13 protein-coding genes are annotated in these 13,828 nt (G+C 56.0%); all 13 read left to right on the top strand.

Translation table 11 applies throughout. The features are described 5' to 3' along the window. The first annotated feature begins 57 nt into the window (after positions 1 to 57). The 13 genes from H7B67_RS14480 (at position 58) to H7B67_RS14420 (ending at position 13,827) form a co-directional block, all read left to right on the top strand. Positions 58 to 828 carry a DUF3388 domain-containing protein gene (locus H7B67_RS14480; protein WP_185120563.1) on the top strand — a complete coding sequence of 257 codons (771 nt, stop codon included), beginning with the start codon at positions 58 to 60 and terminating at the stop codon, positions 826 to 828. 105 nt (positions 829 to 933) lie between these two features. Next, positions 934 to 1,827: a helix-turn-helix domain-containing protein gene (locus tag H7B67_RS14475; RefSeq protein ID WP_185120562.1), complete on the top strand. Its 894-nt coding sequence runs from the start codon at positions 934 to 936 to the stop codon at positions 1,825 to 1,827. Between the two features lie 84 nt (positions 1,828 to 1,911). After that, positions 1,912 to 2,073 carry a hypothetical protein gene (locus tag H7B67_RS14470; protein WP_185120561.1) on the top strand — a complete coding sequence of 54 codons (162 nt, stop codon included), beginning with the start codon at positions 1,912 to 1,914 and terminating at the stop codon, positions 2,071 to 2,073. 147 nt (positions 2,074 to 2,220) lie between these two features. Then, entirely contained in the window at positions 2,221 to 2,712 is a 492-nt protein-coding gene (locus H7B67_RS14465) for a YajQ family cyclic di-GMP-binding protein (protein ID WP_185120560.1), read from the top strand. A 215-nt stretch (positions 2,713 to 2,927) separates the two neighbouring features. Beyond that, positions 2,928 to 3,530, top strand: a complete 603-nt coding sequence (gene pgsA, locus H7B67_RS14460; protein ID WP_185120559.1) for a CDP-diacylglycerol--glycerol-3-phosphate 3-phosphatidyltransferase — start codon at positions 2,928 to 2,930, stop codon at positions 3,528 to 3,530. A gap of 18 nt (positions 3,531 to 3,548) precedes the next feature. Next, the gene (locus H7B67_RS14455) at positions 3,549 to 4,805 is read left to right on the top strand and encodes a competence/damage-inducible protein A (RefSeq protein ID WP_185120558.1); all 1,257 of its coding nucleotides are present in this window, start codon (positions 3,549 to 3,551) and stop codon (positions 4,803 to 4,805) included. An 813-nt stretch (positions 4,806 to 5,618) separates the two neighbouring features. After that, a complete protein-coding gene (recA, locus tag H7B67_RS14450) occupies positions 5,619 to 6,692 on the top strand; it encodes a recombinase RecA (protein ID WP_185120557.1) in 1,074 nt (357 codons plus the stop codon). Between the two features lie 88 nt (positions 6,693 to 6,780). Continuing rightward, positions 6,781 to 7,581 (top strand): regulatory protein RecX, encoded by an 801-nt coding sequence (locus H7B67_RS14445; protein ID WP_185120556.1) that lies wholly within the window; start codon positions 6,781 to 6,783, stop codon positions 7,579 to 7,581. 315 nt (positions 7,582 to 7,896) lie between these two features. Next, positions 7,897 to 9,438: a ribonuclease Y gene (gene rny / locus H7B67_RS14440; protein WP_185120555.1), complete on the top strand. Its 1,542-nt coding sequence runs from the start codon at positions 7,897 to 7,899 to the stop codon at positions 9,436 to 9,438. An 85-nt stretch (positions 9,439 to 9,523) separates the two neighbouring features. Then, positions 9,524 to 10,318, top strand: a complete 795-nt coding sequence (locus H7B67_RS14435; protein WP_185120554.1) for a TIGR00282 family metallophosphoesterase — start codon at positions 9,524 to 9,526, stop codon at positions 10,316 to 10,318. A gap of 239 nt (positions 10,319 to 10,557) precedes the next feature. After that, the gene (locus tag H7B67_RS14430) at positions 10,558 to 10,818 is read left to right on the top strand and encodes a stage V sporulation protein S (protein ID WP_006211249.1); all 261 of its coding nucleotides are present in this window, start codon (positions 10,558 to 10,560) and stop codon (positions 10,816 to 10,818) included. A gap of 137 nt (positions 10,819 to 10,955) precedes the next feature. Continuing rightward, on the top strand, positions 10,956 to 11,900 hold the full coding sequence (locus tag H7B67_RS14425; protein WP_185120553.1) for a dipeptidase: 945 nt from the start codon (positions 10,956 to 10,958) through the stop codon (positions 11,898 to 11,900). Between the two features lie 190 nt (positions 11,901 to 12,090). Beyond that, positions 12,091 to 13,827, top strand: a complete 1,737-nt coding sequence (locus H7B67_RS14420; protein ID WP_185120552.1) for a 2-oxoacid:acceptor oxidoreductase subunit alpha — start codon at positions 12,091 to 12,093, stop codon at positions 13,825 to 13,827. Position 13,828 lies beyond the last annotated feature (1 nt).

Here is a 13,828-nt window from a genome sequence, read left to right as displayed (position 1 = left end):
ATGGGACTGTAAATTTTCAGGGCAGCCAGGCTAAGGGTCCGATTATCGAGGTGCGCAATGGAGAAGAAACAATGGTACATGGAATATAAGATTCATAAGAACCGCCCTGGCTTGCTTGGCGATTTAGCGTCCCTTCTCGGGATGCTTGAAGTCAATATTATTACGATCAACGGCGTCGAGGACCGGACGCGCGGCCTTCTGCTTCAGACGGACGACGATGAGAAAATCGAGCTTCTGGGTAAGATGCTTACGAAGGTCGAGAATATTTCCATCATTACGCTTAGACCGCCTCGCTTAACGGATATTTTGGCAATCCGGCACGGAACCTATATCGAGCGGGATTCTTCGGACGGCAAGACGTTTCGCTTCACACGGAGCGATCTCGGCTTGCTTGTCGACTTCCTGGGCGAATTGTTCAAGAAGGAAGGCAATCAGGTTATCGGGCTGAGGGGGATGCCTCGCGTCGGCAAGACGGAGTCCATTATCGCGGGGAGCGTATGCGCGAACAAGCGCTGGGCGTTCGTTTCTTCCACTCTGCTGAGGCAGACCGTGCGCAGCCAACTATCCGAAGAAGAGATGAACGCGAACAACGTGTTCATTATCGACGGAATCGTCAGCACGATCCGATCGAACGAGAAACACCACATGCTGCTGCAGGACATCATGTCGATGCCGTCGACGAAGGTGATCGAGCACCCGGATATTTTCGTTCGGGAATCCGAATTCGACTATGACGTTTTCGATTGCATCATCGAACTGCGCAACACTCCGGATGAGGAAATTACATACGAGAATTTCACGACCGCCGGCCTTGACGGGGATTTCTGAACGGCCATCATTTATGAATATCGAAGATAGGAAGTTGAACCGTGGAAGTCAACATGCGCCAAGAATACATCCTTAGAGATAAAGCCCTTGTAGGAGGTGGGACCGATGTCGGATTTGGGATTGCTGCTGCGTAAGGCAAGGGAGCAGCGGGGATATACGCTAGACGATATCCAGGAAGCGACCAAGATCCGCAAGCGATACTTGGAGGCGATCGAGACCGGGGATTACAAAGTTCTTCCGGGCTCCTTCTACGTTCGGGCGTTCGTAAAGACTTATGCGGAGACCGTCGGCCTCGATGCCGAAGAAGTTCTTCGCCTCTATCATAAGGAATTGCCCAAGCCGACGGCGGCGGAGACGGCCGCTCCGGAAGCGATGATCAAACCCAAGAGCCGCTCGGTCCAGCATAACGATAAGTGGGGCAAGCTTGCCGTCAATTTGCTGATGTGGCTATTCCCGCTCCTTATCATAGCGCTGATTTATTATTTTATCGACCAGAATAGCAACTCCAAGGCGCAGGATTCGGACCGGGATACCGATATCACGAACGAGACGGAGATGCCGTCCCCGACTCCGTCTCCCTCCTCGTCCGTTACGGTTACGCCGCCGCCCGCTTCTTCCACGCCGCCGGCAAGCGAGACTCCTCCGGCTACTACGTTGACGTTGACCGAGACGACGTCGGGAGGGGTGGCGCACTACGATGTTTCGCCCGCGGGCGCCCATGAGCTGGTGATCGTGTCGAACAAGAGCTGGGTCGGCGTCAATGAAGGAAGCAGGTCCGGCAAGTATATTTATAACGGAACTCCGCAGACGAAAGAGGAGCTGACCTTTACTCTGGAGGACAAGCCGCTCTACGTCAACGTCGGCAACGCGAGCAATATCGAGATCACGATCGACGGCATTCCGGTCGAGGACGGCGACAAGGGCGGGTCGAAGAAGTTCCTGTTCACTCCGGTGGCTTCTTCGGACACTACGACGGACTCGACCACCGAGCAGCAATAAGGGCAACCTGCTTGTATGAGGATCTCCCGACTTGGGCAAGATGAGACGGCTGACATCATCTGACCGAAGGGGCGATTTAAGCAAATGGCGACAAGCTGGATCGTGTGCGCGATCGGCATCATCGTCAGCCTGCTGGGCTGGTACATGACGCCTCATGCGTATGGTTACGGCATTCTGGGATTCGGGCTCGCTTGGATCGTACTGGGAATTCTCGATATGTTCCGCTCGCCGGCCCGTATCCGCTAAATGCTTCAAGCAAGAAGGCCCCGCGACGGGGCTTTCGTCGTTTGTCGCCCGGGTTCGAGCCGAATGGACAGAAGCAGGTTTTTACTTGCGCTAGGAAAATGTTTATAATAAAAAATGATAATTCGTCGGAAAGGATGACTTTTACATATGGCATCGGAATATTCGTTCGACATCGTATCCAAGGTTGACATGCAGGAAGTGAACAACGCCGTTACGCAAGCCATTAAAGAGATCGAAACGCGATTCGACTTCAAGGGAAGCAAGAGCAGCATCAAGCTCGAGGGAGAAGCGATAAATGTCGCTTCCGACGACGAGTACAAGCTGAAGAGCGTCATCGACATTCTTCAGACCAAGCTCATCAAGCGAGGCGTGCCGATTCTGAACTTGGATTACGGCAAGGTAGAGGCGGCTTCCGGAGGCACGGTTCGCCAGCTCATTAAGATGAAGCAAGGCATCGATCAGGACAACGCTAAGAAAATCAACATCCTGATACGCGATTCCAAGCTGAAGATCAAGAGCCAAATCCAAGGCGACCAGCTGCGGGTAACCGGCAAGAGCAAGGACGATCTGCAAGCGGCGATGAATCTGCTTCGCGGGGCGGGTCTTCCTCTCGAATTGCAGTTCGTCAATTATCGCTAAGAACGACTGGGTTTTTTTGACACTATCACGGCGATTCGAATATACTGGGTTCCAATCACGTCCCGCAATTCGGGGATGGTCCGGACAACTTTTTGGGGGCAAGCACCGATGATTGTGATTAACGGCTCTATTCCATCTTACGGCGGCCGGGGTTCGCGGGTATCAAGCGGATTCGGTCCGCGCGACGGCCACAGACGGATCGGGGGGAAATTCGCGTGAATCTTGCAAACCGCATTACGCTGGCGCGTATTTTCCTCGTTCCGATCGTCGCTTTCTTTCTTCTTGTCAAGCTGGACGTGAATCCGCTGACGCTGGGGAGCTATTCGATCTCGTACAACCAGATTTTCGCCCTACTGCTCTTCATTCTAGCGGCCAGCACGGACGGCCTGGACGGCTACATCGCGCGGAAGCGCAAGATCGTCACGAATCTGGGGAAGCTGCTCGACCCGCTGGCCGATAAGCTTCTGGTCGGAGCCGTGCTGATTTCTCTGGTCGAGATGGGCAAGCTTGACGCTTGGGTGGCTATCGTCATCATCAGCCGCGAGTGGGCCGTAACGGGCCTGCGGCAGATCGCCCTTCTAGACGGCGTCGTCGTGGCGGCCAGCAAGTGGGGCAAGTGGAAGACGACGATTCAGATCGTCATGATCGTGGTGCTCCTGCTGAACAATCTGCCGTTCGAATATCTCCATATTCCGGTCGATACGATCGTCGTATGGGCGGCCGCGATTATTACCGTCTACTCCGGCATCGACTACTTCGTCAAGAACAAGAGCCTGATCGTCGAAACGCCGAACCAACCTCAAAATCTCGGGAAATAAGAGGAGCGTTTATTCGTTATGAGAGCTGAGATCATAGCAGTCGGAACCGAACTGCTCCTCGGCCAGATCGTAAACACCAACGCCCAGTATCTGTCGCAAGGCTTGGCAGAGCTGGGCATTGACGTTTATTATCAGACCGTAGTGGGCGACAACATGACGAGAATCCGCCAAGCGATCGAAACGGCGCGGAGCCGAGCGGATCTGCTCGTGTTCACGGGGGGCTTGGGGCCGACGCAGGACGACCTGACCCGCGACGCGTTGGCGGCGGATCTCGGCCTGGGCATCGGCCTTCACGAGCCTACGCTGCGCAAAATCGAAGAGATGTTCGCGGGCCGAGGAGCCGCCCTGATCGAGAGCAACCGCAAGCAGGCGATGCTGATCGACGGAGCGCAGCCGCTCCGCAACGATACGGGGCTTGCGATCGGCAACGCCTTGTCCGTGAACGGCACGCATTATTTGCTTCTTCCGGGACCGCCGCGGGAGATGAAGCCGATGTTCGACAACGACGCGTCCGATTGGCTGCGCAAGCTGATGGGCAAAGCGGACGTTCTACATTCCGTCATGCTGAAGTTCGCCGGCATCGGAGAATCGGCGCTGGAGGAGCTGCTGATCGACCTGATTCGGGAGCAGACGGACCCTACGATCGCCCCGTATGCGAAGGAAGGGGAAGTGTGCGTTCGAGTTTCGACGAAGGCGGGCTCCGGGGAAGAAGCGGCGAGAAGGCTGGAGCCGACGCTGCAGGCGATTCGGGCGCGCACGGAGCGCTATCTCTACGCGGAAGAGGATATTCCCCTGGAGGCGGCCGTCATCCGCCTGCTGACGCGCAGGCGGCAGACCGTGACGCTGGCGGAGAGCTGCACCGGCGGGATGATCGCGACCGCGCTGACGACGGTGCCGGGAAGCGCGGATGCGTTCCTTGGCGGCGTGGTCAGCTACAGCAACGGCGTTAAGCACAAGCAGCTCGGGGTGCCGATGGAGCTTCTCGAAGGGCCGGGAGCGCCCGGCGCCGTCAGCGAGGAGACCGCCGCCGCGATGGCGGAAGGCATGAGGAGCGCCGCGGACAGCGACTTCGCCGTATCGGTAACCGGAGTGGCGGGCCCCGCGGAATCCGAAGGGAAGCCGGTCGGGCTCGTCTACGTCGGGCTGGCCGAGAAGGGCAAGCCGGCGAAGGTGGAGAAGCTGCAGCTGTCGGGAGACCGGGAAGGCATCCGCATTCGCGCTACCAAAAGGGCCTTATATTTTCTGTGGCTGAATATGAACGGGTTTGAGCGGTAACGTTTTACGGGCTGAAATAAGGCAAAGGAGAAGGATCTCGATTTCCGCTTGGCGGCGGAAGGCGAGGTCCTTTCGCGTGAATGCGGCGTTGATGGATTTGAAGGATTGCAGAATTGGTGGACTGAAGGATTGAAGGATTGAAGGATTGAAGGATCGTTGATTCTGTCATTCAACATCGCTCGAATGTTTGGGACAATAACAACCAATGAGCAAACAAGCGGAGGCTGGATAGACGAGCTTGTTCGAATTGTTGCAGAGAAACGGTTCATAAATATGATATTTCATGTACATGACGACTTGAATAATCGTTTTACTGCGTTGTACATGATTTTTCATGCTTATTCGCGCCGTTTCGGTCGAAAGTGTTTAATTATACGTGAAAATTCATGTTCATTACCTCGATTCGGCCGTAAAACGCTAAATGAACATGAAAATTCATGTTCAGCAAGTTCGGCTTGATTTGGCCAGATTGAATAGATTGACTAGTCCGCAATCGCGCTTGGATTCTCGCTGGAGGAACATGAAGGGCGAACGTTCTCCGCTTTTTGAGTCTTAGTAACTGGGTTTTGGGGAAAATGTATGACGATACATGTCGAATCCAATCGAATTCCATACAAATTCCGTTAAAAAAGTCTTGCCAACGCTCGTCTCATATGATAAATTGAGGTAGAAAGTTGCGGAAGAACCGTAGCGAAGATTACTTTGCTGCGGTTTTTTTATAGAGATTAATCGAACGAATGTTCGCAAAATGCTTGGCAAACGGATCAAAAAAAGGTATGATAAAACTATCAAAGAGATAAGGATGTGGGTGTGTTGTCCGATCGTCGCGCCGCATTAGAGATGGCACTGCGCCAGATTGAGAAGCAATTCGGCAAGGGCTCTATCATGAAATTGGGAGAGCAAGCTCAGCTTCAAGTAGAAACCTACTCAAGCGGAGCGCTTGCGTTGGATATTGCCCTGGGGATAGGCGGTTTTCCGCGGGGACGTATTATCGAAGTATACGGACCGGAGTCTTCCGGTAAGACGACCGTCGCACTGCACGCGATCGCGGAAGTGCAGAAGGCCGGCGGCCAAGCGGCATTCATCGACGCCGAGCATGCGCTGGATCCGATCTATGCCCGCAACCTGGGCGTCAACATCGACGAGCTCCTGCTCAGCCAGCCGGATACCGGCGAACAAGCCCTCGAGATCGCCGAAGCTCTCGTACGCAGCGGAGCGGTCGACATCATCGTCGTCGACTCCGTAGCCGCTCTCGTGCCGAAGGCCGAAATCGAAGGCGACATGGGCGATTCCTTCGTTGGACTGCAGGCGAGACTGATGTCCCAAGCGATGCGCAAGCTCTCCGGGGCGATCAGCAAGTCGAAGGCCATCGCGATCTTCATCAACCAGCTTCGCGAGAAGGTCGGCGTCATGTTCGGCAATCCGGAGACGACTCCGGGCGGACGCGCCTTGAAGTTCTACGCGAGCGTTCGCCTCGACGTACGCCGCGTCGAATCCATCAAGCAAGGCAACGACGTGGTCGGCAACCGGACCCGCATCAAGGTCGTGAAGAACAAGGTAGCTCCTCCGTTTAAGCAGGCGGAAGTCGATATCATGTACGGCGCCGGCATCTCGCGCGAGGGCAGCATCATCGATATCGGAACCGAATTGGACATCGTCCAGAAGAGCGGAGCTTGGTTCTCGTACGGCGGAGAGCGGCTGGGTCAAGGCCGCGAGAACTCCAAGCAGTTCCTGAAGGATAACCCGGCTCTGGCTCTGCAGATCGAGCAGGAGATTCGTAACCAAACCTTGAATTCGGACGCGATCAGCAAATCCGTCGCGGCCGGAGCGGCGCTTGCTGCCGAAGACGACGAGGAAGAGGATACCGAGTTCGGCGACCTGGGCTAAGAAGAATGGGAGAGGGGCATCCGCTAACCGGCGGATGCCCTTCGTGCATTCCGTCCGGGTTGCCGATCGTGCACAGGAGGGATTAGGGATGGATGAGCATGCAGGGAGGAAGGGCAACCTGAATAATGGGGAGAAGTCTTCCGCCGTCCATGCCGTCGTTGTCGGGATCGAAGCCGATGCCCGAAGATCCTCGATGTACCGAATCGCCGTCGTCCCGCAGAATGGCGGAGAGAGCGAGCTTATTCAGGTACATGAGGATACGATGGTGTCCTGGAGGCTGCTGAAGGGAAGGCGTTTGACCCTTGAGGAATGGGAAGGGCTTAAGCGAACGGAGCAATTGGAGCAGGCGTACCGTTCCGCGCTTTTGCTTCTGGACAGAAAGGCCCGAACGAGAAAAGAACTGGAACAAGCGCTTAAGCGCAAGGGCTTCGAAGCGGAAGCGATCGCCGGCTGCATCGACCGGTTGGCGAAGCACCGTCTGATCGACGATGCGAACTATGCCGCAAGGTTCGCGGAGCAGAAGGTGGCGAATCAGCGCAAAGGCAGCAGGCTCGTGAGGCAGCAGCTGAGAAGCCGCGGAGTGGCGAAGCAGGACGTGGATACGGCTATCTCCTCTCTGGAGTCCGGCGTGGAGCGCAACGCCGCCATGGAATTCGCGCTTAAGAAGTGGCCAAGCGTCAAAGGAGAGCGGAGACGCGAAAGGGAGCATAAGCTGCTCGGCATGCTGCTGCGCAGAGGATATCCGACGTCGATCGCGGTCGAAGCGGTTCGTCATGCGGCCCGGCACTTCGAAGAGGAAGACAACGCCCGCGGAAGAGCCTCTTCCTGGGATGAAGAGGACGGCGGCGAGCTGGACTCGGCGTTCGAAGATTCGTACGAGGACCTGTAGGAATCCGGGGCGGGTAAGAGCTGTTTGACGAAGCCCGTACGCTTGTCAAATAGGTCTGCAGAAGGAAGAGATACGGAACTGGAAGGATAAGGCACGGCTAGTTTTGCTTTGCTTGACAATCCATTTTCACAAAAGATACAATGAAGCTGTATTCCATATCCTTTTTCCGAACCCTTTTTCCTTCCAAAAAACGATTCGGAGCACGAATTTTCGACTTTTTTACCGACACAAGATTAATTCGGTTTAGAAACCGGCCAACAATTTCATAAGTATCCCAAGCGTTTGCCTTGGTGATGCAACGAGGAGGTGAAGACCATGCCAAGCTGGATTTGGGTCTTGATCGTCATCGTTGTTGGCGCGCTTTTCTTTGGGATCGGTTATGCGGTACGCAAATCCATTGCGGAAGCGAAGATTTCCAGCGCTGAGCAGGCAGCCCGCCAGATCGTCGACAATGCGAAGAAGGAAGCGGATGCCGCTCGCAAGGAGACGGTGCTGGAAGCCAAAGACGAGGTGCACAAGCTCCGTAATGAAGCCGAACGCGATATTCGCGAACGGCGCAACGAAATCCAACGCCAAGAGAGAAGGCTGGTGCAGAAGGAGGAATCCCTGGACCGCAAGATCGAAGCCTTGGAACGTAAGGAGGAGCAAGTCGCCAGCAAGGAGAAACGAGTCGAAGAGATCCAAGATCAGATCGAAACGCTGCATAAGCAACAAATCAGCGAGCTGGAGCGAATCTCGAACCTGACGATGGAGGATGCCAAGCAACTCATCCTCTCGACGGTGGAGCAGGAAGTGCGCCACGAGACCGCGCAGCTGATCAAGGATATTGAACAGCAAGCTAAGGAAGAGGCCGACAAGCGAGCCCGCGATATCATCTCTCTCGCGATTCAACGCTGCGCCGCGGATCACGTGGCGGAGACGACCGTCTCGGTCGTATCGTTGCCTAACGAAGAGATGAAGGGACGCATTATCGGTCGCGAAGGACGGAATATCCGAGCACTGGAGACGCTGACGGGGATAGATCTTATCATCGACGACACTCCGGAAGCCGTTATTCTGTCCGGATTCGATCCGATCCGCCGCGAGATTGCCCGCACCTCTCTCGAGAAGCTGGTTGCCGATGGACGCATCCATCCGGCCCGCATCGAAGAGATGGTCGAGAAATCGCGCAAGGAAGTGGACGAGAGAATTCGGGAGTATGGAGAGCAAGCGACGTTCGAAGTGGGCGTGCATGGCTTGCACCCGGACCTGATCAAGATTCTGGGAAGACTGAAATTCCGGACGAGCTACGGACAGAACGTGCTGAAGCACTCGATGGAAGTCGCTTATCTGACGGGATTGATGGCAGCGGAACTCGGGGAAGACGTCACGCTAGCCAAACGCGCCGGCCTGCTGCATGACATTGGCAAGGCTCTCGACCACGAAGTGGAAGGTTCGCATGTCGAGATCGGCGTCGAATTGGCGAAGAAGTACAAGGAGCACCCGGTTGTCATCAACAGTATCGCCTCGCACCACGGCGACGTGGAAGCGACCTCGGTTATCGCGATGCTCGTCGGCGCCGCGGACGCGCTTAGCGCGGCCCGGCCGGGAGCAAGACGCGAGACGCTCGAGACGTATATCAAGCGACTCGAGAAGCTGGAGGAGATCTCCGAATCGTTCGAGGGTGTAGACAAATCTTACGCCATCCAGGCCGGACGCGAGGTTCGCGTCATGGTGCAGCCGGAGAAGATCGACGACGCGGAAGCGTTCCGACTCGCCCGCGACATCACGAAGAAGATCGAGGGAGAACTCGATTATCCGGGACATATCAAGGTAACGGTTATTCGCGAGACGCGTGCGGTCGAGTACGCCAAGTAAGTTTCGGGAAGGATGAAGAAGTGGCTGCGGCAATCAGCGCGGCCACTTCTTCCCTTTTGTACCCGATAATGGAGGAGAGTAAGCGATGAAAGTCGTATTTATAGGCGATATTGTCGGCAATGTCGGCCGCGACGCGGTGAAGCGGCTGCTGCCTTGGATAAAAGATAAATACCAGCCGCATATCATTATCGCGAACGGAGAGAACGCGGCCGGAGGGCGCGGGATCAACGCTTCGATCACGCGAGATTTGTTCGATTGGGGCGTCCACGGCATCACGATGGGCAACCATACTTGGGACAATCGCGAGATTTTCGAATTCATCGACGACGAGAAGCGCATGATTCGTCCGGCGAACCTGGCTCCCGGAACGCCCGGACGAGGTTATACTTACATCAAGGCAGGCTCCAAGGAGCTGGCGATCGTGAATCTGATCGGCCGCACCTTCCTGCCGCCGTCCGAATGCCCGTTCCGCGCGGCGGACGAGATTCTCGAAGAAGTACGCAAGAAGACGAAGTGCGTCCTGGTCGACTTCCATGCGGAAGCGACGAGCGAGAAGATCGCGATGGGTTGGCACTTGGACGGACGGGCGTCGCTTGTCGTCGGAACTCATACCCACGTCCAAACGAACGACGATCGCATCCTTCCGGGGGGGACGGCCTATCTGACCGATGCCGGTATGACCGGACCTCGCGACGGGGTTCTCGGAATGGAGAAGGAGAACGTGCTTTATAAATTCCTGACCGGCCTTCCGACGAGGTTCCAGGTTGCCGATACGAAGTGGATTCTGAGCGGCCTGTGCGTGGAGATCGACGAAACCACGGGCAAAGCGACGAAGATCCAGAAGATCCGAGTGGACGAGGATACTTGGATTGCCGAATAACGAATCCCTCTATTTGAGGCAGCAAGCAGAACGCGACGCGAAAGCGATCGCGTTTTGGCGTTTCAGGGGGTCTTGGGTCATGGAGAACATAGGATCGCTTAGGACTTTCGTGCAAACATTCTGAATAATTCGCATATTAGTGACCGATGCGGTTCTTAAGCAGCAGGAATTATTGTCATCTCCACCGAATATGTATCCGTTAGTGGGCCCATCCTTTGATGCCTGAGGAGGAACTCGTCATGGAAGTTCTTAAGGTTTCCGCAAAGTCCAATCCAAACTCTGTTGCAGGCGCTCTGGCCGGCGTCTTACGCGAACGCGGAGGCGCGGAATTGCAGGCCATCGGTGCAGGTGCGCTTAATCAGGCGATCAAGGCGGTCGCAATCGCACGCGGATTCGTCGCTCCTAGCGGAGTGGATCTGATTTGCATCCCGGCTTTTACGGATATCGTAATCGACGGAGAAGACAGGACGGCAATCAAGCTGATCGTAGAACCTCGCTAAGTCCATGAAGATCGCTGCTTTTTCAACCTGTTCTAGAGGAGACGATCCAAGGAAGACGGATTCCTTGCGGTCGGATCTATGGCAACAGGTTTTTTGTTGATCACTTTATCCGTAAGATGAAGGAAGAGGATGGAAAAATGCCTAGAGTGCTGGATTTGCATTGCGACGTGTTGTATAAACTTCAGAAGGATCCGAAGCTGAACATGCATCCCGAGGGGCAAGGCAAGCTGGATGTAACGCGGGCTAGATTGGAGGAAGGGAGCGTAGCCGCGCAGGTATTCGCTATCTTCGTTCCGGAGGACGAGCCCATGGAGCCTCAGACCGCGCTTCATCAGGCTGAGCTGTTCTGGTCTAAGGTGCTCACGGAGCCGGGAGTTAAGCTGATTCGCAGCTCGGCGGACTTGGAGGAGGCTCGCCGGACGGGGGCCATGGGAGCCCTGCTATCCCTCGAAGGAGTAGACTGTTTAAGAGGGCAATGGTGGAGCTTGCGGCTTCTTCACCGCCTTGGCGTGCGTCTGCTCGGGATGACCTGGAATCGCGCGAATTGGGCGGCGGACGGAGCGATGGAGCCCCGCGGCGGAGGATTGACGAAGGCGGGCCGGCAGCTTGTTAAAGAATGCGAGAGTTTGGGCATTTTGATAGATGTGTCCCATCTCTCCGAGAGAGGCTTCTGGGAGCTGAAGGAGCTTGCGACGAAGCCGTTCTTCGCCTCCCATTCGAACGCCAAAGCCATCTTGAACCATCCGCGGAATCTATCGGACGAGCAGCTTCGCGCCTTGATCGAAGCGGACGGGCTGATCGGAGTCACGTTCGTCCCTTATTTTCTCACGAAGGAGCCGGTGGCTCGCATCGACGACGTGCTGAGGCATGTCGAGCATATCTGCGGGTTAGGCGGAGCGAACCATCTCGCGTTCGGATCCGATTTCGACGGGATCGAGCTTTACGTAGACGGACTAGCCCATCCCGGCCAATATCCCGATCTGGCGGACGCGCTCTTGAAGCGATATCCGGAGTCTCTTGTAAACGGATTCTTGAGCGGGAACGCGACTCGATATCTGAGCGACAATCTACCGAAAAGGTAATGATTGCAGGCTTGATTCATACCGCAAATACATGGATTTCATGCGAAAGAGCTATCGTTGCTTTTCCATCGAAACGCTTGCAATTTATGGGACGGAATCATAAAATTTATTTGGTTGATAACAAACTTAAGTATCGATTAAAATATTTATTTATCCGTTGTCGAAGCAGAGTTCAAGAGGAGATGACACTGTGATCAGTCAATTGTCATGGAAAATTGGCGGCCAGCAAGGGGAAGGGGTAGAGAGTACGGACCGGATTTTCTCGACCGCGCTTAATCGGCTTGGCTATTACCTCTATGGGTATCGTCACTTTTCTTCGCGTATAAAGGGCGGACATACAAATAACAAGATCCGGATCAGCACGATGCCCATTCGGGCGATATCGGACGATCTGGACATCCTGGTCGCATTCGATCAGGAGAGCATCGATCTGAACGCTAAGGAGCTTAGACCCGGAGGAGTGGTCGTGGCGGACGCGAAGTTCTCGCCGACCGTTCCCGAAGGCGTCGAAGCGCGGCTGTTCGCCGTTCCGATCACCGCGATCGCGGAAGAGCTGGGCACTTCGCTCATGAAGAACATGGTCGCCTCCGGCGCTTCCTGGGCTCTTCTGGGGCTGCCGCTCGAGGTATTCAATAAAGCGGTGGAAGAGGAATTCGGACGCAAGGGTCCGGCCGTCGTCGAGAAGAACGTCGAAGCGGTCAAACGCGGAGCGGAATTCGTACTGGAGCAAGCGGGAGGACCGCTTGACGAATTCCGTCTGGAGCCGGCCGACGGCAAGCAGAAGCTGTTCATGATCGGCAACGAAGCGATGGGCTTGGGCTCTCTCGCGGCAGGCTGCCGCCTCATGTCGGCCTATCCGATCACGCCGGCGTCCGAGGTCATGGAGTATCTGATCAAGAAGCTGCCGAAGTTCGGCGGCACGGTCGTGCAGACGGAAGACGAGATCGCCGCGGTGACGATGGCCATCGGCGCGAACTATGCGGGCGTGCGCACGATGACGGCTTCCGCCGGACCCGGCCTGTCCCTGATGATGGAAGCGATCGGCCTGTCCGGCATGACCGAGACGCCGCTCGTCATTATCGATACGCAGCGGGGCGGCCCTTCGACGGGCCTGCCGACGAAGCAGGAGCAATCCGATATCAACGCGCTCATCTACGGGACGCACGGCGAGATTCCGAAGGTCGTCATCGCCCCGAGCACGATCGAGGAATGCTTCTACGACATGATCGAGGCGTTCAACGTGGCGGAGAAATACCAGGTTCCGGTCATCGTGGCGACGGACCTGCAGCTGTCGCTCGGCAAGCAATCGTGCGAACCGCTCGACTACGATAAGATCCAAATCGAGCGCGGCAAGCTCGTGACCGACGAGCTCCCGCAGCTGGAGCAGCACGCGCTGTTCAAACGTTACGAATTCACGGAGGACGGGGTATCTCCCCGCGTGCTTCCCGGCGCCAAGAACGGCATTCATCACGTGACCGGCGTCGAGCATGACCAGGAAGGACGTCCGTCGGAGAGCGCGATCAATCGCAAGAAGATGATGGAGAAGCGCCTCGGCAAGCTCGCCAACCTGCGCATCGCGAACGCCGTCAAGGCGGATGCGCCGAACGAAGCTCCGGAGCTGCTGATCGTGGCCATGGGCTCGACCGGCGGCACGATCGACGAGGCGCGCGGCCGCTTGAATCGGGAAGGCATCTCGACGAATCATGTCACGGTGCGCCAGTTGCATCCGTTCCCTTCCGATCTGCTGGAGCCGCATCTGAAGAGCGCGAAGAAGGTCGTCGTGCTGGAGAACAACGCGACCGGCCAATTGGCGAACCTGATCAAGCAGAACGTCGGCTATCACGACAAGATCGAGAACCTGCTCAAGTACGACGGGACGCCGTTCCTGCCGTCCGAGATCGAAAAAGCCTGCAAGGAGTTGAGATAAA

It is taken from the genome of Cohnella thailandensis (genome assembly GCF_014212135.1).
GTDB classification, from domain to species: domain Bacteria; phylum Bacillota; class Bacilli; order Paenibacillales; family Paenibacillaceae; genus Cohnella; species Cohnella thailandensis.
The sequence above is the reverse complement of the archived record's forward strand: the minus strand, read 5'-3'. Positions and strand labels throughout refer to the sequence as shown.